The sequence below is a fragment of the Natronoflexus pectinivorans genome (genome assembly GCF_004345615.1).
GTDB classification, from domain to species: Bacteria; Bacteroidota; Bacteroidia; order Bacteroidales; family Marinilabiliaceae; genus Natronoflexus; species Natronoflexus pectinivorans.
Window position 1 is genome coordinate 21,942 of the sequence record NZ_SLWK01000015.1, and the last position, 24,682, is coordinate 46,623.

A 24,682-nucleotide genomic window follows, 5' to 3' on the forward strand; every position below is an offset into this window, starting at 1 on the left:
ATTTCATATTGAAAATCATTAATGTTCGGTAAAACTTCCGAGATTTCTCCCTTTGGTCGATATGACAAGGCATTCGTGGCTTTTTTGCTTTCGATTAATTCTTTTTTCCCGGATGCCTATGGTTGTAAATTAAAAAGCGACATAGGCATTGCCTTTGTCGCTTTTCAAAAAAAATATGTCTGTCAATTAGTCTATGTACCTGTCAATTTTATTCAGTAATCCATCAACGGTAATGATCTCAAGGTATGTAGTACCTCCACCTATTCCAAAGCTTCCACCCAGATAAGCAATCAGATCATCGTTATCGAGAATACCTTTCTTTTGAAGTTTTAAAAGCGTGTTATGCATAATCTCCGTTTTGGAACTACCAGCCTCAGTTAAACGAGGAAATACACCGTATGATAAAGCCAACTCCCTCCCTACTCTCTTATTATAACATAATGCTACAACAGGCATATTGCCTCTAAAAGCAGCAAGATATCGTGCTGTTTTGCCGGTCAAGCTATCATTCATTACCGCCTTAATGGGCAATTCTTTGGCTGCTTTAACTGCGGTATCACATAAGTAAGCTGTGATGTCGTGTTTTACCAAGTCAACCGGGATATCGTTTCTTGAGTCTTTTGCAGCCTCTACTTCTGCTGCAATTTTAGACATGGTCCGAACTGCTTCAACCGGGTATTTTCCGTATGCAGTTTCACCGCTGAGCATAATTGCATCGGTTCGATAATATATGGCATTTGCCACATCGGTAACCTCGGCACGCGTTGGACGGGGATTTGATATCATGCTATGAAGCATCTGAGTTGCCACAATTACAGGCTTTTTGGCTTCTACACACTTACGAATTAACTGGCGCTGTACCAATGGAATTTTTTCCTGAGGAATCTCAATACCAAGGTCGCCCCTGGCCACCATAACACCGTAAACATTTTCCAAAATCTCATCGATGTTTTCAACACCTTCCTGATTTTCAATTTTAGCAATGATTTTCACCGGGCTATCCTGCGCATCCAATATTTTCTGAATTTCTTTTACATCCTCGGCATTGCGAACAAATGAGTGAGCAATAAAATCAATCTCGTTCTCAATGGCGTAATTGATGAAATCAAGGTCTCTTTCTGTTAATGATGGTAAACTGATTCTAACACCTGGAACGTTTATACTTTTACGACTACCTAGAGTCCCATTATTTAAAACTTCACACACTAAACCTTTATCGGAGGAGTCTACAACAATCAAATCAATTTCACCATCATCGATCAAAATATGACTACCAATCGCAACATCTTCAACAATATTTTTATATGAAACATTGATGCATTCAGCCGTAGTCTCCTTATCGGGGTTACCGTTAATCAAAATGGTATCGCCGGTTTGCAGTTCAATTGGAGCCTGACTTTTTGTCGTTCTGATCTCAGGTCCTTTGGTGTCAATTAAAATGGCTATTTTCTCTGAAACCTGACGAACGTTTGATATGATCCGGGTCAGCCCTTCATAGTCTAAATGAGCTGTATTCATCCGGACAACATTCATTCCGGCTTTATACAGCTGTTTGATAAAATCCACTTCACATCGTTGATCAGATATTGTGGCAACAATCTTTGTGTGTTTGGTCATTTGTAAATTCATCGTATCTTATTATTGTTCTGTTATGCGACTCTGTAATTAAATTTAACTAATTGAAAATGACATCATCATCGAAAGATGAAGATCTGATTCCCAACATAACAACTCCAACAAATCTGAGGTTTTGATGTCAGAGTTTTGAAAGTTCAATTTTAAGGATTATTCTGTCTGTATGTTCCTCTGAAACAAATAAAAATAATTAAATAATTGTAAATTAGACTTGTGGCATAATCTAATCCTGGTTAATGAATGCTTCCAAAGCCAAACGATAGGATTCCATTCCGAATCCTGCTATAACGCCCTTTACTACAGGCGATAAAAAAGAATGGTGCCTAAAGGTTTCCCTTTTATACACATTTGAGATATGGACTTCAATTACAGGTGAATTTATAGCAGCTATTGCATCAGCAATAGCGACAGATGTATGGGTATAAGCACCCGCATTTAAAATAATTCCATCCTGATTAAACCCTTCTTTGTGCAAACAATCTAATAAATCGCCCTCATTGTTGGATTGAAAATAAGATAAATCAACAATGGGGTATAAAGTCTTAAGAGAATCAAAGTATTGATCAAAAGACATGGTACCATAAATACCGGGTTCTCTTTTTCCCAATAGGTTTAAATTGGGGCCATTAATTATCAGGATTTTCATGTTTCTATAATTTGTTTTTCAAAATCACATGGAACTCATCCCGAAGCCTCGGGACTTGTTTCATCTATTTATATTTTGTTTTTACATTGTTCCCGGAACACATGGACTCATATTATGTTATTGTATTATTCCGAATTAGTATCCACAATAAATAATGGATCACAATACTTTATTTGAAGTAGATATAAAATTCAATAATGATAAATTACACATTTTAAATAGTTTCACAATGCAAAATTAAGATAACTGTTTCAAATAAAAAACTTCGTGATTATGAAACTTTTAATAATTTTATTTGGAATTACATAAAAAAAATTCGCAATTTTAGCAAAATATTAATCAGTGCAAATTTTATATTCACTATATTACGAACAAACGGGAAATATTCATTAAATTTTAAATGTATTATGAATTGGGAATCAGAAATTAGTGCATTTAGAAATTATCTGAAATTAGAAAAGGGGTTATCAGATAATTCTATTCATGCGTACATCACAGATCTATATAAGTTGGTTCAATTTTTAAAGGACAAGGGTTATTCATTAGAACCGGAGAAAGTCACACTGAGCCATCTTAAAGAGATGATGGAATGGATCAACAGCAGGGGTATTAGTCCTCGTACACAGGCAAGAATCATCAGTGGAATAAAATCTTTTTATAAGTTTTTACTCATCGAGGAAAAAGTTGAAAAAGATCCCACAGCACTTCTCGAAGCTCCAAAAGTAGGAAGAAAACTGCCTGAAATTCTTTCTGTTGAAGAAATTGACACCATCATTAACACGGTTGACACCAAAAAACCCGAAGGACAGCGAAATAAAGCAATCCTTGAAACGCTATACAGCTGTGGTTTAAGAGTTTCTGAATTGATTGATTTGAGGATTTCCAACTTGTTCTTCGAATCAGGATTCATCAAAATTGAAGGAAAAGGCAGTAAAGAACGTTTGGTGCCAATCAGCACCAAAGCCATTAAAGAAATAAACCTTTACCTCAGTGAATATCGTCGCAACCTGAAAATCCATCCCGAACACGAAGATATCCTCTTTCTGAATCGCAGAGGGAAAAGACTATCGAGAGTAATGATATTCACCATCATTAAAAACATTACCCGGAAATTGAATCTTGAGAAAAACATCAGTCCGCATACTTTCCGTCACTCATTTGCTACACACTTGATTGATGGCGGTGCAAACTTGCGTGCGGTGCAGGAGATGCTTGGTCATGAGTCAATTATAACAACCGAAATCTATACCCATTTGGACAAAGAGTATTTAAAAAATACGATTATACAATATCATCCAAGAACTTAGAGCATTATATATTATATCGAATAGGATTTCCATAGATAATGTAACGCAGATAAATTTTCGGGATATTTAATTTGATAAATTGAAGAGAATTTTCGTGGAAAGAAGATGTTAAAAAAGGTTCCCCATTAGGGAACCTTTTTTATAATAACCATATTTTGAGTTTTATTAACAAAGTTTACTCTAATAATTTGGCCGAAATACTCCCAAACAAAGCGAATAACGACATTATAAGCACAAGCACCGTTACTTCGCATAAGTGTATTATACTCGTTTCATCACACTCTACTTGTTCAACTCTTTACTTAAAGCACGCTCCAACGTTGGAAACGAAAAATCAAAACCATCAGCAAGCAACCGTTGGGGAATCACCTGCTGTCCTTCGATTAGTGCTGAAGCTCCTTCACCAAACAGAAGCTTTAACCCCCAAACCGGAACAGGGAAAATGGCAGGCTTTTTCATAGTTTTTGCCAAAGTGACTGTAAACTGACGATTATTAAGTATTTCAGGTGCTACCAGATTGTAAATACCGGTAGCTTTGGGGATTTTAACCGCTCCGGAAATTGCTCTCACAACATCAGTCAAATGAATCCATGGGAAAAATTGTTCCCCGGAGCCAATGCGGCCGCCAAGACCAATTTTAAACGGTAACAACATTTGTTTTAAAGCTCCGCCTTTTTTAGAAAGCACCACACCCAATCTGAAAATGGTCAAACGAACCCGTTTTGAATCCAACTTTAAAGCTTCACCTTCCCAGTCCTGACATACCTTGGATAAAAAATCTTCGGCATAATTCAATGAAAACTCATCATGAACCGAGACGGCATCATATATGCCAACTGCCGATGCAGAAACAAACTCCTTTGGAGGATTCTCCATTTGATTAACTGCCTGAACAATGGTACGTGTGGTATTTACCCGACTGCTATAAATCTCCTCTTTCCATTTCTTAGTCCATCTCTTTGCAATGGGTGCACCGGCAAGATTAACTACTGCCGAAGTGCCTTCGAGTAGTTTCTTCAGATGCTCGGTTCCTTTGGACAAATCGCTCCTTGTAATGGAAATGACTTCATCGTTCGCAGAACGAAATTCATTGGCAACGGCGTTGCCAATTAGTCCGCTTATACCACATATTGCTATCTTCATAATTTAAACATCTTTTTCAAAACCTGATTTTAAATGCAAATCCCTCTGCGGGAAAGGAATTGTAACATGATGCTCTCTGAATTTTGCATCAATTGCAAACCTTAATTTGCTACGAACACGTTCAACAAAAATGACATCTTCTATCCAGAATAATAATCTGAAATCGAGCGATGAATCCCCAAAATCGGTGAACAGAACAATGGTTTCATCATCACGAATCACATCTTCACACTCCATGGCTGCTTCAAGCAGAAGTCGCTCAACCAGTCTCACATCAGAACCGTAAGCCACTCCTACATCCACCGAAAACCGCGTTCGAGATTCATTATAGCTCCAGTTGATGACCTTATCGCTTACAAATTTGTTGTTGGGAACAATCATGATGATGTTGTCGCGAGTTCTTATTTTTGAGGTTCGCAAACCAACTTCTAAAACCCTTCCAACAACACCCGATTCCAACTCCACAACATCATCAACCTTAATTATTCCTTCAAAAAGGATGACCAAACCCGATACAAAGTCATTGAACAAACCCTGAATACCAAATCCTAAACCAACCAACAAGGCAGCAGACCCGGCAATGAGCATGTTGATGCTGACTCCGATGGAGTCGAGTAACAGCAATACAGCCACCAGCCAAATCAGATATTTTAATATCTGAAACAAACTTTTAGATTGGCCTGAACTCAACCCCTTTCGTTGAGCCTGGCGTGTATAAATGACCTCAATAATTCTTAAGGCGACAGCAATACCATACAACACCAATACCACGTAAAACAATACGCCCGGGGTAATCCTGATATCACCAAATGAAAAGAGCTTCTCTCCGAAGAAGTCAATTAAAAACTCACCTGCAAATTTTAGCCAAATTCCGGCCACAATCAGAAACAGGAAAAACATAAAAAAACGATGAACCTGTTTGCCGGCCTTTGATTCAATATTGATTTTTTTGGTAAATCGATTGATAGAAGTTTTAAGAAATGTATTGGTGAAGATTAAAAAATAAATGCCAACAATCACCGTTACCACTAAAAGTGGTGATATCGGAATTTCATCAAAAATGACCACAACCGGCATGGAGAAAAATTCGACAACAGATAAACCTGCAATGAACAAAACCGAGATGAATGCCAACAGCAAAACAACTAAGCGAAGAATCCAGAGAACAACAGAAGTCCCCTCGTCGTCGTCATTTCCAAAAAAACGACCCGAAAGCAGCCATAACACAATGGTTAAAACAGCTACACCTGCCATTTGAAGATACTGGATTTTGTCTAATTGAAACAACCAGCCTTCGTTTTGTAAAACCGATTCAATCATATTAATTGCAAGTTATAAGCTTAAACCGTTTCCTCTAATAATTTCTCCAACTCCTCCACCGAGATGTTGTATTTCCCCTTTCCCTCGGTAAAAAATGAAATTCTTCCGGTCTCTTCCGATACCACAATGGCACTGGCATCAGTTGACTCCGTTATTCCCATAGCTGCACGGTGTCGCAATCCTATATGCTTGGGAACATCCATATTTTGGGAAACCGGCAATATACATCCGGCTGCTTTAATTTTACTCTGGCTGATGATGACTGCACCATCGTGCATAGGAGCATTTTTAAAAAAGATGGACTTTAGCAACTGACGGGAAATAACAGCGTTTATCAACTCCCCTGTTTGCACAAAATCAATCAGCTCCGATTTCCTGGTTATTACTATTAACGCACCTGTTTTTGTTTTGGCAAACTCTTCGCACGAACGAACCACCGGCTTTATGTAAATGCTCATCATACCTGGTGTTTTGGTGGCAAAAAGGTTATCGAAAGAGAAACCTGCCAAATTATACCGGCTGCCAAGAAGCAATAAAAAGCGCCTGATTTCCTGCTGAAACACAATGATGATGGCAAGAACACCCACATTTACAAAGTTATCGAGGATGGTAGATGATAACTGCATATTCAAGGCCTTTATCATTAGCCAAAATACGATAAAAGCAAAAATTCCAATGAAAATATTGAGTGCAACAGTCCCTTTTATCAACTTGTAAAGGCGGTACATAAGGTAAGCCACCAGTACAATATCAATTATATCAATGAGTCTAATATCCAGAAAGGTCATAACTATTGCTTCAGTTTTGTAAACAATTTAACACATTCCACGGCCTCTTTTACATCGTGAACCCTCAGAATGGAAGCTCCCTTGTCCAACGCTATGGTGTTAAGCACCGATGTTCCATTCAAGGCACTTTCAACATCGGTTTCAAGGTAACGATAAATCATCGATTTTCGCGACAAACCGACTAAAAGAGGTAATTCAAAAAGCGCCAGTTCTTCCAAACGATTTAATAGAATATAATTCTGGTCCAGTGTTTTCCCAAATCCAAATCCGGGGTCGATAATAACATCGGCCACTCCAATGGTTCTTAATGCATCCACTCTTTTTGCAAGCCACAACGAAACATCGGCCAATACATCTTTATATACCGGTGATTTTTGCATGTTTTGCGGAGTTCCCTGCATGTGCATCAAAATATAAGGCACTTTCACAGAAGCAATGGTCTCAAACATTTTGTCATCCATTTCCCCTCCTGCAATGTCATTAATGATATCAGCTTCGCCTTCCAGTACTGCCTTGCTCGCTACTCCTGAGCGAAAAGTATCTACAGAGATGATAATGTCAGGGAATTTTTTACGAATAATGTTTAATACAGGCATCAGCCTGTTTATCTCCTCTTGTTCAGAAATGTGCTCTGCTCCAGGCCTGGAGGAGTATGCACCCACATCAACCAATTCTCCTCCCTGCAACAGAATCTCTTCTACTCTTTGTAACACCTCCTTTTCGCCGGTGAAACGACTACCGGAATAAAAGGAGTCGGGGGTGGCATTCAAAATGCCCATCACCACCGGGGTAGATAAATCCATCAATTGTCCACGACAATTGATGTACCTTTTGCTTTTTAGAAATGATTCCGTTTCAAGCTGTGCAGTTATATTTTTTGATATGGTATCCATTTATCGTTGTTATCTCTTACAAAAGAAAACAAAATAGCAATAATTTCAAACAAAGAAGAGGATTCGTTCACTTCCAATCGGCCATTTTTTGTATTTTTACCCGTTGAAAAGATATTTTTTCCCAAACGGTTACAATAAAATTCCATGTCGCAAGCAACAGACCAGCAATTTGAGCATGTTATAAAAATATGCCGTGAAGTTTTTGAAAAAAAAATGACCGATTACGGTACAGCATGGCGGGTGTTACGCCCCGAATCGGTTACCGACCAGATTTTTATTAAAGCACAGCGCATTCGGAGTTTGCAGGTAAAGGGAGTTTCAAAGGTGGACGAAGGCATCAGACCCGAATTCATTGGCATTGTTAATTATGCTGTGATGGCATTAATTCAGCTGGAAAAAGGCGTTTCCGATAATCCCGACATGAACCAGGATGAAACCCTTAAACTCTACACCAGGCATTTATACAGTGCAAAAAGTTTGATGGAGAATAAAAATCACGATTACGATGAAGCGTGGCGAAGCATGCGAATCAGTTCGCTGTGCGACCTGATTCTGATGAAACTCTACCGCACCAAACAAATTGAGGACAACAAGGGAAAAACACTGGTTTCGGAAGGAATTGATGCAAATTACATGGACATGATAAATTATGCTGTGTTCGCCCTTATCAAACTGGAGTTTCCTGAGAATTAGAAAAGAGATTATTGAAGATTTTTAAATTTGAGATTTTTAGACAGATAGACTAGAGGCAATCACTTTACTCAACTCTCAATCTAAGATATAACAACATACCAATCCAATTATAGCAACGATAAATTATGACAGCTATCATTAAGTTTTTATGCAGACTAATACCAGCCGTCACCTTTATTTTCTCCGGCTTTGTTAAAGCCGTTGACCCCACCGGCGGTTCAGTGAAATTTCACGACTACTTCGTGGCGTTTAACATGGACTGGCTGATTCCAATTGCCATGCCACTGGCAATTTTACTGGCCATTGTAGAGTTTCTGCTTGGAGCCTATCTTCTGCTGGGTCTTTCGCTTCGAAAAGTCATACCGACAGTTTTGGGTTTTATGAGTTTTTTCACCGTATTAACCCTTTATATAGCCATTTACAACCCGGTAACTGATTGCGGTTGTTTTGGTGACGCATTGAAAATCTCCAATTGGCAAACTTTCTGGAAAAACGTAGTCGTACTTATATTTACACTTGGTGCATGGTATTTTAGAAAAGAATACAGAGCTCCTGCCTCTACTTTACGCAGGATGGCAACATCATTATCTTTAGTAATTTATATATCTGCTGTAATTTGGTATAGTCTTGCCAATTTACCAATTTTTGATTTCAGGCCATTTAAGCCCGGTGCCCATGTTGAATCCCTGATAACCATTCCCGAAGGTGCCGAAATGCCTGAATTTGAAACCATCTTCATTCTTGAGAAGGATGGCCATCGGGAAACCTTCACCGTTGAGAATTATCCTTATGATGATACCACATGGGTGTTTATCGACAGTGAAACACGGATTATAAAAGAAGGCTACGTGCCACCTTTGGAAGCCCTCGCCTTTATCGACGATGAAATGGGTGATATTACGCACGACATTATTTATCACCCCGAGGCTGTGTTTCTGTTGATGTCTCCGGATTTAAACAAAATGGCTTCAAAATCCATTGAACCCCTCTCAAATCTTGCGAGAGCAGCCGAAGAGCATTTTGTGCCTTTCTATTGTGTAACAGCGTCCGATTCGCAAGCCTCTGCCCGCTTTGAGCGGGAACATCACACCGGTTTTCATTATCTTTTTACAGATGCCGTTACCCTGAAAACCATCATTCGCTCCAACCCCGGATTAATCATGATATACGATGGTGTTGTAATTGCCAAATGGCATTACAACAACCTGCCCAATGCTGAAATCATGAAAAATCCCTTATCATACGCACTGACGGAAAAAAACCGCAAAAAAGACAATTTAATACTATGGATGCATATTTTCATCCTGATTTTAATACCAACAGTATTTTTAACAAGTAAAACCATAAATAACAGAAAATGAGACAGAACATTGTAGCAGGAAACTGGAAAATGAACAAAACCCTGCAGGAGGGAATTGAACTGGCAAAAGATGTAAACCAACGTGTAAATGCCATCACACCAAAATGCAAAGTGGTTTTGGGAACTCCATTTATACATATTACCGAAGTTGTAAAAACTGTTGACGGTGATAAAGTGGCTGTAGCTGCTCAAAATTGTGCCGACAAAGTATCAGGTGCTTATACAGGTGAGGTATCAGCTGAAATGATACAATCAACAGGAGCTGCCTATGTCATTTTGGGACACTCCGAGCGTCGTGCGTATTATGGTGAGACCAATGCCATTCTGAAAGAGAAAACCGATTTGGCTTTGGCAAACAATCTTCTTCCAATCTTCTGCATTGGTGAAGTATTGGCAGAAAGAGAAGCCAACACCCATTTTGATGTGGTAAAAAGTCAGGTTGAAGAGGCTCTTTTCCATCTTTCCGCCGATGCATTTGGAAAAATTGTACTTGCATACGAACCGGTATGGGCCATTGGAACAGGAAAAACTGCGAGCCCCGAGCAAGCTCAGGAAATGCACGCCTTTATTCGAAGTTTGGTTGCCGAAAAATATGGTAAAGAAATTGCAGACAACACTTCAATTCTTTACGGTGGAAGCTGTAACCCAAAAAATGCTCAGGAACTATTTGCCAATGCCGATGTGGACGGTGGCTTGATTGGTGGTGCTTCGCTTAAAGCAGAAGACTTTTTGGCCATCATTACTGCATTTTAATTAATCATTCACGAAAATTTTCGTGGACTCAACTTTTCTACCCATATTTTATCTGTTTTGATATGATATGGGTAGATTTTTTAGAAGAATATCTCAATGAACTACATCAAGTTAACGGTTACGCTCCATCCGTTTAATCAGGATGCCTCAGATTTGCTGATGGCAAATCTGGGTGAACAAGGATTTGAAAGCTTCATGGAAAATGAACATGGATTTGAAGCTTACATAGAAGAGACCCAATATTCAGAAGCAATTCCTGACAATCTGGAAACGCCGATTTCCGGCATTTCCATTCATCACACCGTTGAAGTAATAGAAAAAAAGAATTGGAATGAAGAGTGGGAAAAACACTACTTTCAACCCATTGTTGTAGCCGACCAGTGCGTGGTGCGCAGTCCGTTTCATCACGAGTACCCGAAAGTTCTAATTGAAATCGTAATAGAGCCTAAAATGTCCTTCGGCACAGGACATCATGCCACTACGTGCATGATGATGGAATACATTCTGGAGCATGACATGAACGACAAGATTGTTCTGGATATGGGTTGCGGAACAGGTATTTTAGGCATTCTGGCATCGATAAAAGGAGCAAAAAAGGTAACAGCCATCGATATTGACGACTGGTGCACCGAAAACTGCACCGAAAACAACCAAATCAACAACATCCATAACATGGATGTGTTGACAGGTGATGCATCACAACTGCCAAAATCGGAGGTGTTTGATGTGATTCTGGCCAACATCAACCGAAATATTCTTCTCAGCGATATTCCGGCATACAGCCAATGCCTGAAAAAAGGCGGACTACTTTTATTAAGCGGATTTTATACGGAAGACATTGCATCCATCGATGCAATTGCTAAAAAACATCAATTGAAAATAAAATCCTCAAAAGAGAATAACAATTGGGCTTCTGTTGCGTATGAGAAATAAGCCAAATTATATTTGGCTTAATTATCATACATCAATATAACAAACAGTTAGAGCATCATATATGGTTGCAGTTTTACGAATTTTATTTATATCATTCATCCTTTTTCAATATTCCTACAGCGGGGCATATGGCAATGGCCATTTTAGTAAACAGGGAGAATCAGAATACATCAACCAGTTGAGTGAGATATTTAGTGTATCTGCCGACCGTAGAGCTGCACGTGCTTTTGTGAGTGAAGTAGAAGAGTTCTGGGTTTCTCCCGAAACGCCTGAGCATCTGAAGGAACTCATGATGCTGGTATCAGATAAAATCCATGAAAAAAGGGGTCGTCCCTACCCTGATTTTCATAGCTACCTGACCACCATTATGCTCTTTGTAGAATCGCATCATCCGGAAAGAAGTTTTGAAACCTGGCACAAAGGATTGCTGGAGTTGCTCCAAAACCCCAGATATCCGCTTCGACATGCCATTCGATTGTTTGAACACACCACCAACATGCTGAACGATAAAGTGGTTTTTTCCACTGCTGCATTGAATTGGAAAGCACACAACCCCACCTATCACTTTCACTTTTCCGATTCGATGTATATCGTCATAACAAGACCAACCACCATAGTTTGTCAGGCTCGCGAAGACAGCATTATGGTTTATAACACAACCGGTCGGGTAAACCTGATGAGTGGTATCTGGCAAGGAGAAAGTGGACGAATTACCTGGGAACAAAGTGGTTTCGAAAGCAATATGGTTTACGGCACTTTTGGAAATTACCAGGTTGATATGTCTCGTAATCAATTTGAAGTAGAAGATGTTGAATTTTATAATCGTCATTACTTTAACCATTCTTTAAAAGGAAGGGTACATCACCGTTTAATGAACATACGAAATCCGGAAAACACCACATTCCCCCGATTTGAATCATACGAACAACGTTACCAGATAGATAACATTCATAATAATTTCAATTATGAAGGCGGCTTTTCTCAGCATGGTTCAAAATTTTTAGGTTCGGGAACGGCGCACAATCCTGCAATTATTACCATTTTCAGAAACGACAAGCCATTTATTATTGCAAAATCACGATACTTTGCGCTTCGTCAAGACCAAATAGTAAGTAATACCACCGAAATTACCATTCAGCTTGATACCGGCTACATTTATCATCCAGGCTTGCTGTTTAAGTACATGGATCCTGTAAAAGAGATCCATTTAATTAGAGATGGCAATGGCATTTCCCGAAGTCCATTTTTCAATACATACCATAACATCAGTATGGATACGGAGTTGATTAAATGGCAAATGAACCGGGACTTTATGGAGTTGAGAATGGTTGTCGGCGCAGCTGAAAACCATGCATTTTTTGAGTCCATCAGCTACTTTAGAGAGGAGTTCTTCCATCAACTTCAGGGAATGGATGCCATCCACCCCCTACAAGGTTTATTAAACTGTTACAGACATAACAAAGAACAACCATTTACCGCAAGAGATTACGCCCGCTTTATGCGCATACCTGAAAATCAAATCAGGCAACAAATCATTGGACTCTCCTTTCATGGTTTTATTGGATACAATGTGGACACTGATACCATCGAAATAAGAGACAGATTAAAAGATTATCTCCAGTTCAGGGCAGGTTTTAAAGACTATGATGTCATCAGGTTTCGCTCCACCACACCCGGATCAACACCAAATGCAAGGTTTGATTTATTGAATTATGATCTGGAAATGAATGGAGTCTCTGTGGTTACTATAAGCGACCGGCAGAATGTCGTTTTCTTCCCGGAAAATGAAAGATTGGTAATGAAAAAAGATCGGAATTTTAGTTTTGATGGTTCCCTTACTGCGGGGATGATTGATCTTTTTGGAGATGGTTTTACCTTCAATTACCAAAATTTCAGAATCGATTTACATACGATTGATTCAATGGCCATGCGAATAGAAACCGATGGGCAGGACTATATTGGCAGAAGAGCGCAAAGACGCATCAACAGCACCATTGCACAATTGTCAGGGTTTTTAGAAATTGACAGACCGGATAATAAATCTGGAAAAGAAATCTACCCCGAGTATCCCAGACTCACAAGTAATACAAACTCATTTGTTTACTATGACAGGCCTTTCATTCAGAACGGGGCATACGACAGAGAAAGATTTTATTTTGAATTGAATCCATTCGAAATATCCAGCATCAATCGGCTAACTCGAAGAAATGTAGAGTTTACCGGCGTTTTTTCCAGTACTGTGTTTCCTGATATAGAGGAGAAACTGGTAGTACGTCCTGATTATTCGTTGGGTTTCCGAAGATCTACAACGGATGAAGGATATCCTATTTACGACAACAGGGCAAAATACAACAACATAATCGATCTGAGCAACCAAGGGCTACTTGGAAATGGAACCATTAGTTACATTACAACAACAGCATCTTCTGAGCAATTTACATTCTTACCTGAACAAACTCACGGATTGGCACATCAATTCAATATCGAACCAAGAGACAGTGGGGTAGAATTTCCAGATGTACAGGCACGTTTTGTTAACATTGACTATTTGCCGTTTGAGGATAAATTGTTGGCTGAAATACAAGATGAACCATTTACTCTATTCAGTCAGGAAACAAATCTGGAAGGAACATTGAACATAACACCCAACGGATTATCAGGTAACGGTATTTTGCACATGCCAAACGCCAATTTGGTTGCAAAGCACATGGATTTCACACATCATGTGGTAGTTGCTGACTCCTCAGACTTTAATCTGGTATCAGACGATGAGGAATTTGATGTAAGTTTTAAGACCAGCAACCTGCTTTCAACCATTAATTTTAAAGAACGTCAAGGAACATTTACCTCACGTGACGTAGGTAGTAAAGTTGAGTTTACCGAAAACCGTTTTATAGCATACATCAGTGAATTTTCATGGGAAATTGATCGCAACGAAATTCTACTTGGAGCCAGAGGATCAGCCGGAAACAGATTTGTCTCAACACACCGTCGTCAGGATTCACTTGATTTTATTGTGCCGATGGCACAATACGATATTCACAGCAGGAGAATTCATGCGCAAGAAGTTCGAAGTATTAATGTAGCAGATACAGAAATGATACTTCATGACGGATTTGTAACCATAAACAGAAATGCTGTCATTGATCCTCTTGAGTCGGTGAATATTGTTCTGAATGACTCAATACATCGGTTTTATGATGCAATTGTCACCATTGAAGGGAAATTTAACTACCATGCTACAGGAAAGTATGATTTCGTAAATGGAAATAAGGAGATTAAAACAGTTAATTTCAGCCAGATTGGCGTTAACCGCAATAGAACAACAACAGCCGAAGCGGAAATTCAGGAAAGAGAATTATTCACGTTTAACCGTCATTTTGCCTTTAAAGGCAAAACGACTTTGACTGCAGGAAATCCTTTGTTAAGATTTGATGGAGGAGCTCAAATGCTGCATGAATGTTCAACACGTGGTCCGCAGAATTATGTGAGGTTTGATTCTGAGATAAATCCCGATAGTGTTTACATCCCAATACCGGAAAATGTCAGAAACTATGAATTTGAGAATATTTATAACAACTTCTTCCTGAACAGGGACTCAAATATAGTTTATGCAGCATTTCTAGAGGAGCGAAAATTTCACAGTGACGCACCTATTCTTTCGGCCAACGGATATCTCTATTTTGACCCGGCACACAACAGCTTTACCATTGCACAGAGCCAGTTGATACAAAACCCTGACACAACAGGCAACATCATGAGGTTTCATAACGATGGCTGTTTGGTAACGGGACGAGGAAACATCAATATGGGACTTGATTTAGGGAGGGTAAGAACCTTTACCTCGGGAGATATTTCTCACACCCGAAGTGATAGTCTCGCCACACTGAACACCTTGTTTGGCCTTGATTTTATGCTGGACAAAGAGTCCATTGAGCTGATGACTTCAGAGTTTAACAATACAGCCGGCAACGATCCAAATCCTGCAAGTTCGATTTCAATTAACCGACTTGCAGAGTGGATGGGATCTGAAACAGCTGTAAAAGTAAGCGAAGAGATATCAAAAAAAGAGGAACTTGAATCATTACCGGAAGAACACCAGCACTTGTTGGTGATGGACAGCCTTCAATGGCGGTGGGATCCTCCTTCAAGAAGCTACATTGCCGACTCTGAAGTGCTCCTTAAGTATATTAAAAACCAACCGGTTAACAAGAAGGTTCATGTCAAGGCAGTAATAGCATTTAGCCGCGGAGGAAACTCTCTTGATATGCACATTCAGGCTTGTGATACCACATATTTCTTCTTCAGCTATAGAAATAATCAAATGCAGACACGCTCATCCATGGCTGCATACAACACCAACGTTCAAACGCTTGATGCAGATGCAAGAAGAATTCGTGGACGACTAGGTGATGCGGGGTATTCTTTCATTCTAGCTCCGGAAAGCAGGATGCGAAGGCACTTGAGAACCTTTGAAGAAGATGATGAAGGAGATGGGAGTTCCGTAGAGAATGATATTAATGTTAACGAACTCATAGACAATGAAACTATTGAAGCAATCCCAGAGGGTAACGGGTTAGAAAATGACTAGCCATACATATATCAATAACAGTAAAAATCATTAATTTAAAAAAACACTAAAGCCTGTAATTTTTGAATAACAAAGATTATAAAAGCGTATATTTAGGATAGTGATTCAAATTCATTAAACACACATTAAATAAATTAACCTAAGCGCCTATTCATTAATAATACGAAGTTAAATGAAACCAAAAGCATTTTACTTTTTGATATGGTTAATTACTGTATCATTAAGTTACTATTCCTGTAGCAAGTCGGAAAAAGAGATGATTCCTGACGAAAAAGAAGACTCCAAAGATAAAGACAAGGATGGGGATGATACTGGAGACCCGGATCACACCTCATCAATAGTTGTAAACATCTATGGAAGTGATAATATTGATGCTTCAGAAATTCAAATGACATATAAAAAAGACGCATGTCTTATTATAATTAAATCAGACGTACCATATACCATAACCAATAATAGTGAATGGCTATCACTGGCTGACTATTCAGGTGAGGCTGGGGCAAAAGGCATTGTTGTTGGAGTATCAAAAAATGAATCTATTCCCAGGAACTCTCAAATCTCCATTCAGGCAGGAAGTAATCAACACACCATTCATGTAAACCAACAAGGAGCTCCGGTTATTAGATTTTCAGCAGGAGACATCGAGTTTAGAATGGTTCTTGTGGAAGGAGGCAGTTTTATGATGGGGGATTCTGATATTCCTGAAAGCCGGTGGGCTCATAGTGTATCTGTGAACAGTTTTTACATGTGCGAAACAGAAGTCACCAATGGGCTGTGGAGCCAAATTATGGGTTCTCTGCCCTATGATGACCTTGAAGGATATGATGATCATAATGAATATAACAGACCAAATCATCCGGTCAGTGCTGTATCCTGGAACGAGATTAATGACCACTTCTTGCCTGCCATTAGTGACCTCACGGGATTTGAAATGCGCCTACCAACCGAAGCTGAATGGGAGTTTGCGGCCATGGGGGGCAATTTAAGCAAAGGCTATGCCTATGCTGGCAGCAATACGTTAAATGATGTAGCCTGGAACACTTACAACAGCGCAAACAGCAAGCAACCAGTAGCTCAGCTTTTACCCAACGAGTTGGGATTGTATGATATGAGTGGAAATGTAAGTGAGTGGTGCAGCGACTGGTATAAATCTGGGTATAACAGCAGTGATAATAACAATCCTACTGGTCCCGAAACCGGTACCGAAAAGGTAATCCGAGGCGGTGACTACTCTGATATGGTTATGTTTGGCCATGGTGCTTTTTATGTTAAAGCAAGGTGGTATGCAACTCCCGGGTGCTTCAGTAAATGCTGGGGCGATACCGGACATCCTGATGAACCCATCTGTTTCAGATGTCACCGTGTAGGATTTAGATTCGTAATGTCTTTCTGATAAAAAACATCAACATGACCAGACTCGTTTTTATTTCATTGATTCTATTGATGGCATGGTCATCAATGTTAGGCCAAACAGTTGTTCGACTTGCTAAACCACAACAAGCCACGGAGCCTATAGAGGCATATACTCTCTTTGACGAATCCTTGCCGGCAGATATACCAAATGCCATAGGAACAATGGGCTACTATATTAATGGGGGTAGTTTCCCATACTCCTACCAATGGCTGGAAAATGAAACAGTAATAGCGGAGGGAGAGCTTGCCTTAATCGTTCCTTCAATTAATCATTCTTATTACTTAAGAATTCGAGACAGTAACAGCTGTGAAGTACTCATTCCCATCAGCATCTCTCCTTCAATGCCGGGAGAAAAAAGCAGCATGGCTCATTCTGAAACTTATAATTGGAAGTTGACCAGAAATTATCTTTATCTAAATGGCAATCTGTCAACAGAACAATCTGTTAACATCAGGTTATACGATATCAATGGACGGTTAATTCATCATCAATTGATACATGCAGAAACCACCATCCCGGTAAATCTCTCCCCTGGAGTATATCTTATATACTCAAAACTGGGAGATGTAAATAGGGTAGAAAAGGCTATTGTAGAATAGAAATTAAAATGCAACAATAGATCATTTTCTAAACCTCACAATTAAGACCAAAAGCAAAAAGACCTAAACATGAAATCATTTGAAATAAAACAATTATTAGTTTGCCTTCTTACAGGCCTCTTGTGTGTTTCTCACTCCAACGCAGAAATAACTGAAATACAGAAAGCAAGAAAAGAAGCTGCGGCTTTTTTTTCAGGTCATTTAAAGTCAACACACCAAGAAAACCTTCAACTTGTATACAACTCCCCCACAGGTGTTACCACCCCTGTTTATGCATTCCAACGAGCTTCCAAAGGACATGCTGTAGTGGTAAAATCAGGAGATGAGTTCGTGATAGTCGGATATTCAGAATCGGGAAATCTAGATTCAGAGAACTTACCTGATGGCTTTATAGCGCTGCTCCATCTTTTTGAAAATATGGATGAACCCATTGCAAAACCTGACTATTCATTAAAAGGCGGAACTACTGGCGTAGCTCCCTTACTCGCTTCACGCGGAGTTAACCTAAACCAAACCTACCATACCGATGCCGGTGGGTGTCCGTCTGGATGTGCCGCCACAGCCATGACTCAAATCATAGCTTATCATCGTCACCCTCAACAGGGAACTGGTTCTCATTGTTACCAACACCCAACCCAAGGCGAAAAATGTGCCGACTTTACTGAGTTTCCTTTTGATTGGGACAATATAAACCTGACCAATCTTCAACATTACGTTGGTATTGGCATGGAGATGAACTTTTGTGGCAGTGCCTTTGGCAGTTTTCCCATGCGAACCGATTTTTATAATGTTCCCGAGGATTATTTTGGATTTTATGTTCATACCCAAGGGCTAGGAAGGGAGTATTTACTTAATGAACTTAACCATGGTCGTCCATTTTACGCCACAATAATGGGGGAATGGGCTAACCATGCTGTGGTAGTTGACGGATACGACAGTAATGGCTTTTTGCATATCCATTTTGGATGGGGTGGTTTGGGAAATGGATTTTATCAAATAAATGGTGTCCACAAAATTGAGGCAGGAGGAAATAGGTACAATTCAGGATTTCTTGTCAATGCTTTTGTATCCCCTACCCCCTATACCACCAACAAACAAGATTCATTGGCTCTAATAGCTCTGCACAACAGCCTAAACGGTCAAACAGGATGGGACATAACCACACCTGTGGTTAAATGGCCCGGGGTGTTTGTTATCAACGAGAGAGTTGTTCAAATACAACTGGGAAGCTTTTCATCAAATATTTCAGGGTCCATTCCGCCAGAGATTGGTGAACTTACCAAGCTGAAAAGATTTATTCTCAACGCTGACATTGAAGAAATACCCGTAGAGTTTGGAAACTTAACGAACCTAGTTTTTCTTCGTCTCAATGGAAACATCAACGGCATTATTCCCAATTCTATAACCAATTTAAGCAACCTTGAGTATATCGCAATCCATAAGGGAGTTGGCGATCTATCCTGGCACATTCCCAATGATATACACAAGATGAAAAACCTCCAAGAAGTTAACCTGACAAATATCGTCGAAGGAGAGCTGCCACAATCATTGGGTCAATTAAGGCAATTAAAATCACTCAATTTACACAATGGAAAGATTACAGGCTCCTTGCCTTCTTCCATTGGAGAGTTAGAAAATTTAGAGATTCTAAACTTAGATGGTCATCAAATTACCGGAACAATTCCATCATCAATAGAAGAACTTTCCAATCTCAGAGAATTAAACTTGTCTAACAATCAACTCACAGGTTCAATTCCTGTTGGTTTAGGTCAGTTGTCAAAACTTAGAACCATCAGATTAGCAAACAACCAATTATCAGGCTCTTTACCTGAGCAGTTGAACTGGCCTGAACTTATTAGCCTACAATTGTCAGAAAACCATATTGAAGGAAATATACCATCTTCTATAAGCAGTGCAAAAAAACTTCAGGGACTATTTCTAAATTCCAATCAATTTACAGAACTCCCCAAAGAGATAGGAGCACTCAATGCCATTACTCAAATAGATCTGAGCAAAAACAAATTAACAACTATTCCTGAAACAATCTTAAACATACCGGGTATAACTCGTTTTATCGCAGCTAATAATCAAATTAGTACTATTCCTTACAATTTTGGCGCATGGCCCGGTTTAACCGAACTGGATTTGTCACACAATCAACTCACGATTTTTCCCGATGAGATCTGTTTTTTACCCAATCTGAACACCATAAACCTGAGTTATAATCAGATTAAACAATTACCGCCGGCCATTGCCATGTTTGCTCCTAAAGGGTTGTTGAGATTGGAGCACAATGAATTATCGGGTCAACTGCCAAAATCATTTTTAAATGCACCCGCTAGCTATATTGTTATAAGTCAAAACAGGTTCACATTTGAAGATCTTCCGGCTCCTGAAAAATTAAGGCACGGAATTGGCGACCAGAAAACAGCCTTGCTTTCAACCAACCAAGTTAAAGCCGTATACGGTGATACAATTTTTATCGACATCAGGGATTTGGGCAATTTTCATCATCCCGATAACCAATACTACTGGTTCACATACCCCGATCAAATCAGATCAAGATTCTTGAGCGAAATGGGCAACCCTGAGTCCGACCCAATATTAAAGCTCATTGTAAATGAAGAAACCCTATCGAAACAGTTTTACTGTAAAATTCTCAACGACAACGTACCTGTTCACGATGTGACACACATGGGAACCGTTAATACCATACCAGCTCTTCGGTTGGTCAATACCGATACCATCAGCATAGTTCTCTATACCGAACAGGAATTGGTTGAGAAGGCATACCCCGAGAGCTATGTTACCGAGTCAACAAGTCTGCACAACTACGTTGTTTACGATAATCATGTAACTCTGGTCGCTCCTATGGGTATGCGTGGAAATGTTTCATGGGAAGGATCATTGGATGGATATACCTGGCATAAGGTGACTAATGACATGGAGCAACAAAATGTTAAAATCAACGTGGTTGATTTTAATGAGAAAGAACTGATTCTTTCAGCACAATCTCCGGCATGGTTTCGCAGTGTCATCACCGAAAAGAGTTGCGACCCGATCTACTCTGATTCCATCAGAATAAAACCACTTGGCGAAATTCTTTTTGACGACATGGTGAATGTTGCCGAAGAGTCATTTACAGTAAGCGTTGACAGCATTTCAGTCACCCTGCCGATAGGATTAACTTCTGAGGATTTTAGACTTACCATTACCAAGTTAGAGAATCCTCCACCTGCAGATGAAATTTATCGCCTCAGTTCAGTATATGATGTCACCGTGAGTTTTGGAACAGTGTTTGATATTCCGCTGGAAATCAAGCTAAAAAACATCGATTTGTCAGAAATTGATGCCATGGACATACCCAACTTTCGTCCCGTATTCTACGATGACCAAACACAACGATGGGTTGAATACCGGGAAGGAGGAATCAGCTTGGAAGACGATGCAATTGTATTCTACACACCACACCTGACCAAGCTTGGCTGGTATGAAGTGCAACATGGATCCTACACCCATAGATTCACAAAAAACAGGGCTGAAGTAATCTATAAATGGGGAACAGGAACAGGCGAAGACAATAGTTATTTAGGGTATGAATATTATCTCAGAAATTATGATCCAAAACCATGGCACAACACAAATACTGACCCGGATAATGGCGGTACACCTTACATGATTCAGGACGTTGCAGAATATCTGAACCAAGTAATTGATGCTTTTGATGAGAAAGGCTTAAATCTGACTAGATCAAGATTTCTGGTTTATGTTTCAAACACCGGTGGCGGTGCATACGGACACATATCAGCCGCCGGATACGCAAGGGGGTACTTTGTTCTTAACTCACAACTGTTAATAGAAACAGACGATTTGCGAAGAACCATTGCCCACGAGTACATGCATTACATGCAGCAGTTTTATATGTTTGTAATGACTGCCAACACATTTTGGGCCGAAGCCAATGCTCCATTGGCCGGCCGTTTGGTGTGGAATGAGGCTGAGATGAGTAGTGCTGAACCGGAAGTGAATCTGCTACAATCTTACCGCCCGGTGGAAGGTGACAAAAGTATTTTTGATTTGCTAGGCGAGTCATGGGATGCGGCAACCTTTTTACCAGTATTGGAAAAATTTACCGCCAACACGGCCGATGCCAATCTATCCAGCACATTCCTGCACTACATGCATCAATTACGTGATGGGACAAAACTTGATCCGGTTAAAATGATGACCGATTTGCATACTTTAGGAGGCAGGGCATCCATCACCTGGCGGAATTACCTGAACGACCAGATTGTAGCTCAAATGCAATCGACAATTGGACAGGAATACGATGACTATGTACGATATATGCTTGAAGGCAGCAATCCAAAGTTAACCATCCTAAATAAATCCAAAGGCAATCCACTAAGCCATGTCATCAACAATGCCAAAGAGGGCGATATGGGAACTTTTGCCCGCAACATGGTCTATGATTTTCAAAACGATGAAAACGATCCGCAAGTCGATGACATTTCGTTTGCCGTACCTTATCTGGCATCGAAAATGGTGATGATGAATAACAACAGTAAAAAACGTGCGGTGGTGGTCAACTATACCAGAAAACACGATCTAAACCCCGATGGTTTTGTCTATTATGGAAGATATGATTTTGAGAGCGAACAAATGATTTTAAAAGAAATTTCAGATTCCACAAAGTATTCCATGCTGCTAGAGCCAAATTCAGGGTTATCGGCAGATCGTTACCAAAACATAGGTTTTCTGCTTTTTGTTAATCGTAGATGTCCGAGTGTTATTGGAATAATGAATAATTTCAACACCTCTTTTGAATTGGAAGCCATGCCGGTAATAAATATTTATAATCTTGCCGATGCGCGCATATCTGACAGATCAATACACCTATACAGCGATGGACAAAGCCGATCATTTATAATCGATGGTAACATAAATATCCCCAACACCCCAAAAATAAAGCATACTACAACCAATTACGATTCCAGAAAGGAGATGAAGAGTGATTCTGCCTATGTGGTTTATGCATCTTTTATCGAGAGGATTGAAGTAGACAACGGGGCAAACAACCCAGCATCCATAACCACATGGAACAAGGAACAGGAAATTACATATAATTTTGTTAAAGGAACTATTGAAATTGAACAATCCATCATTACCACATACAGATGGGGAGGATACTATTTGCCTCAACCCAATAGTGATATATATGTACCTCCATATGATCATTCGATTGTAAATGAGGTTAAGCGACTTAAAGTTAAAAATGTAAACTCGTTTACTGAAGGACAATATCCGGGGTACTATGGAAATGTTTTGGAATTCAAAACCAGCAATACAACTGAAACTTTAGAAGCTTTAAACAATGTATATCACTCCTTTACAAAAACAGACTATAATTCTGATGGAGATGTGTTGTCCACGTCAAGCGCCCATTATGTAAGCACTGACTATTCAGCTTCTGATATCACCGTGGAGATTAAACTGCACGATGAGAAAACATTTGTAAACGAATAAATTGTGTGGATGAAAGCGGCCATAAAAATGGTCAGTTCGACGAAGTCATAGATTTTATAATACAGGGGATGTACTGAGTCTGACCGAATTAGGAATGACTGGATTGGCGAGTTTCCGATTCTCGGAATTATGCTCTCCCAAGGCTTTGGGAACAACTAAAAAACAAATTATAACCATATGAAACGAGCCATGAGAAAGCTTTTCTCACACAGGGGAATGACTGGATTGGCGAGTTCCATGTGACCTTAAGATACAAATTATAGACACATAAAACGAGTCCCGAGGTTTCGGGACTCGTTTTATTGTTACTTAAAATCAAATTATAGATCCATGAAATAAGATAAAAACCTCAACTTTGAGTTTTTTTAATTTCAAACTTTTGTTACAAAATCCTTTAATTCTTTCCTTACTTTTGGTCTTTTGCTGTAATCATCTTCATCGGAACGGAAACCTACAGTTGCCATTACCACAGCATGCAGTCCCTTATCTTTCAGTCCTAAAATTTCATCAAACCCACTGTTATCAAAACCCTCCATGGGACAGGCATCAATGCCTTCAATGGCAGCAGTGGTGAGCAGGAATCCCAAGGTGATATATGCCTGACGGGCTGCCCAGTTAAATCTTTCTTCAGGTGATTTTCCATCTAGAGAACCCACCATCATGTCACGAAATCCTTTTAAATCTCCCACAGAAACCCCCTGAACTTTCGCAGTGCGAGCCACGTACTCTTCAATATCGGCAACGGTTACGTCTTTTTTAACCGCAAACACAAAAACCTGTGAAGCCTCTGTAACTTGTGGCTGGCCGTAAGCAGATTTACTAAGTTTTTCGCGAACCGAGGAATCTTCAATCACGTAAAGTTCAAATGGCTGCACACCATAGGATGTAGGTGCCATGCGAACGGCCTCGATGAGTAAATCCAATTGCTCTTTACTGAGTTTCTTACTCTTGTCGAATTTTTTGATGGCATAACGCCAATTTAGTTGCTTTAGAATATCCATAACTATCAGTTTTATGATTTTTGTTTAATTTTTATTATTACTAAGATAAACAAAGATGTGAATATTTGGTTCAAATTTGT

General features: G+C 39.6%; 16 protein-coding genes. 9 read left to right on the forward strand and 7 right to left on the reverse strand.

Translation table 11 applies throughout. From position 1 onward, the window contains the following. Positions 1–186: 186 nt before the first annotated feature. Together pyk and aroQ are read right to left on the reverse strand one after the other, a co-directional pair. The gene (gene pyk, locus EV194_RS14725; RefSeq protein ID WP_132434927.1) at positions 187–1,617 is read right to left on the reverse strand and encodes a pyruvate kinase; all 1,431 of its coding nucleotides are present in this window, start codon (positions 1,615–1,617) and stop codon (positions 187–189) included. A 241-nt stretch (positions 1,618–1,858) separates the two neighbouring features. Beyond that, positions 1,859–2,281 carry a type II 3-dehydroquinate dehydratase gene (aroQ, locus tag EV194_RS14730; RefSeq protein ID WP_132434929.1) on the reverse strand — a complete coding sequence of 141 codons (423 nt, stop codon included), beginning with the start codon at positions 2,279–2,281 and terminating at the stop codon, positions 1,859–1,861. Between the two features lie 407 nt (positions 2,282–2,688). Here aroQ and xerD point away from each other — a divergent pair, with 407 nt between their 5' ends. Further along, positions 2,689–3,588 carry a site-specific tyrosine recombinase XerD gene (gene xerD, locus EV194_RS14735; protein WP_132434931.1) on the forward strand — a complete coding sequence of 300 codons (900 nt, stop codon included), beginning with the start codon at positions 2,689–2,691 and terminating at the stop codon, positions 3,586–3,588. 282 nt (positions 3,589–3,870) lie between these two features. Here the strand turns inward: xerD and EV194_RS14740 are convergent, their stop codons facing one another. Genes EV194_RS14740 through folP form a run of 4 tightly spaced genes read right to left on the reverse strand, consistent with a single transcriptional unit; the run spans position 3,871 to position 7,732 of the window. Then, entirely contained in the window at positions 3,871–4,731 is an 861-nt protein-coding gene (locus EV194_RS14740) for a TIGR01777 family oxidoreductase (RefSeq protein ID WP_132434933.1), read from the reverse strand. Between the two features lie 3 nt (positions 4,732–4,734). Next, positions 4,735–6,051, reverse strand: coding sequence for a mechanosensitive ion channel family protein (locus EV194_RS14745; protein WP_132434934.1), 1,317 nt, complete (start codon positions 6,049–6,051; stop codon positions 4,735–4,737). 20 nt (positions 6,052–6,071) lie between these two features. Beyond that, positions 6,072–6,839: a diadenylate cyclase CdaA gene (gene cdaA, locus EV194_RS14750; RefSeq protein ID WP_132434936.1), complete on the reverse strand. Its 768-nt coding sequence runs from the start codon at positions 6,837–6,839 to the stop codon at positions 6,072–6,074. Between the two features lie 2 nt (positions 6,840–6,841). Then, positions 6,842–7,732, reverse strand: coding sequence for a dihydropteroate synthase (gene folP, locus EV194_RS14755; RefSeq protein ID WP_132434938.1), 891 nt, complete (start codon positions 7,730–7,732; stop codon positions 6,842–6,844). A 144-nt stretch (positions 7,733–7,876) separates the two neighbouring features. Here folP and EV194_RS14760 point away from each other — a divergent pair, with 144 nt between their 5' ends. From EV194_RS14760 to EV194_RS14795, 8 genes are all read left to right on the forward strand, one after another. Then, entirely contained in the window at positions 7,877–8,425 is a 549-nt protein-coding gene (locus EV194_RS14760; RefSeq protein ID WP_132434940.1) for a DUF1599 domain-containing protein, read from the forward strand. 125 nt (positions 8,426–8,550) lie between these two features. Beyond that, positions 8,551–9,786, forward strand: coding sequence for a BT_3928 family protein (locus tag EV194_RS14765; RefSeq protein WP_132434942.1), 1,236 nt, complete (start codon positions 8,551–8,553; stop codon positions 9,784–9,786). Further along, the gene (gene tpiA / locus EV194_RS14770) at positions 9,783–10,538 is read left to right on the forward strand and encodes a triose-phosphate isomerase (RefSeq protein WP_132434944.1); all 756 of its coding nucleotides are present in this window, start codon (positions 9,783–9,785) and stop codon (positions 10,536–10,538) included. The genes EV194_RS14765 and tpiA overlap by 4 nt, the downstream gene beginning before the upstream one ends. 96 nt (positions 10,539–10,634) lie before the next feature. Continuing rightward, positions 10,635–11,471, forward strand: coding sequence for a 50S ribosomal protein L11 methyltransferase (gene prmA, locus EV194_RS14775; protein ID WP_132434946.1), 837 nt, complete (start codon positions 10,635–10,637; stop codon positions 11,469–11,471). A 61-nt stretch (positions 11,472–11,532) separates the two neighbouring features. Beyond that, positions 11,533–16,062: a hypothetical protein gene (locus EV194_RS14780; protein ID WP_132434948.1), complete on the forward strand. Its 4,530-nt coding sequence runs from the start codon at positions 11,533–11,535 to the stop codon at positions 16,060–16,062. Positions 16,063–16,234: 172 nt separating this feature from the next. Further along, entirely contained in the window at positions 16,235–17,455 is a 1,221-nt protein-coding gene (locus EV194_RS14785) for an SUMF1/EgtB/PvdO family nonheme iron enzyme (RefSeq protein ID WP_132434951.1), read from the forward strand. Positions 17,456–17,469: 14 nt separating this feature from the next. Beyond that, positions 17,470–18,075, forward strand: a complete 606-nt coding sequence (locus EV194_RS14790; protein ID WP_132434953.1) for a T9SS type A sorting domain-containing protein — start codon at positions 17,470–17,472, stop codon at positions 18,073–18,075. A 69-nt stretch (positions 18,076–18,144) separates the two neighbouring features. After that, a complete protein-coding gene (locus tag EV194_RS14795) occupies positions 18,145–23,601 on the forward strand; it encodes a leucine-rich repeat domain-containing protein (protein ID WP_132434955.1) in 5,457 nt (1,818 codons plus the stop codon). A gap of 371 nt (positions 23,602–23,972) precedes the next feature. On the opposite strand, the gene EV194_RS14800 is transcribed toward EV194_RS14795, so the two are convergent. Beyond that, complete coding sequence (locus tag EV194_RS14800; protein WP_132434957.1) at positions 23,973–24,602, reverse strand: NAD(P)H-dependent oxidoreductase; 630 nt, start codon at positions 24,600–24,602, stop codon at positions 23,973–23,975. Positions 24,603–24,682 lie beyond the last annotated feature (80 nt).

Bases quoted from the DNA above. Each gene is read 5' to 3' on its own strand.
- EV194_RS14745 (WP_132434934.1), bottom strand. From the start codon at position 6,051: ATGATTGAATCGGTTTTACAAAACGAAGGCTGGTTGTTTCAATTAGAC.
- tpiA (WP_132434944.1), top strand. From the start codon at position 9,783: ATGAGACAGAACATTGTAGCAGGAAACTGGAAAATGAACAAAACCCTG.
- EV194_RS14740 (WP_132434933.1), bottom strand. From the start codon at position 4,731: ATGAAGATAGCAATATGTGGTATAAGCGGACTAATTGGCAACGCCGTT.
- EV194_RS14800 (WP_132434957.1), bottom strand. From the start codon at position 24,602: ATGGATATTCTAAAGCAACTAAATTGGCGTTATGCCATCAAAAAATTC.
- EV194_RS14795 (WP_132434955.1), top strand. From the start codon at position 18,145: ATGAAATCATTTGAAATAAAACAATTATTAGTTTGCCTTCTTACAGGC.
- EV194_RS14790 (WP_132434953.1), top strand. From the start codon at position 17,470: ATGACCAGACTCGTTTTTATTTCATTGATTCTATTGATGGCATGGTCA.
- prmA (WP_132434946.1), top strand. From the start codon at position 10,635: ATGAACTACATCAAGTTAACGGTTACGCTCCATCCGTTTAATCAGGAT.
- pyk (WP_132434927.1), bottom strand. From the start codon at position 1,617: ATGACCAAACACACAAAGATTGTTGCCACAATATCTGATCAACGATGT.
- aroQ (WP_132434929.1), bottom strand. From the start codon at position 2,281: ATGAAAATCCTGATAATTAATGGCCCCAATTTAAACCTATTGGGAAAA.
- EV194_RS14760 (WP_132434940.1), top strand. From the start codon at position 7,877: ATGTCGCAAGCAACAGACCAGCAATTTGAGCATGTTATAAAAATATGC.
- folP (WP_132434938.1), bottom strand. From the start codon at position 7,732: ATGGATACCATATCAAAAAATATAACTGCACAGCTTGAAACGGAATCA.
- xerD (WP_132434931.1), top strand. From the start codon at position 2,689: ATGAATTGGGAATCAGAAATTAGTGCATTTAGAAATTATCTGAAATTA.
- EV194_RS14765 (WP_132434942.1), top strand. From the start codon at position 8,551: ATGACAGCTATCATTAAGTTTTTATGCAGACTAATACCAGCCGTCACC.
- cdaA (WP_132434936.1), bottom strand. From the start codon at position 6,839: ATGACCTTTCTGGATATTAGACTCATTGATATAATTGATATTGTACTG.
- EV194_RS14785 (WP_132434951.1), top strand. From the start codon at position 16,235: ATGAAACCAAAAGCATTTTACTTTTTGATATGGTTAATTACTGTATCA.
- EV194_RS14780 (WP_132434948.1), top strand. From the start codon at position 11,533: ATGGTTGCAGTTTTACGAATTTTATTTATATCATTCATCCTTTTTCAA.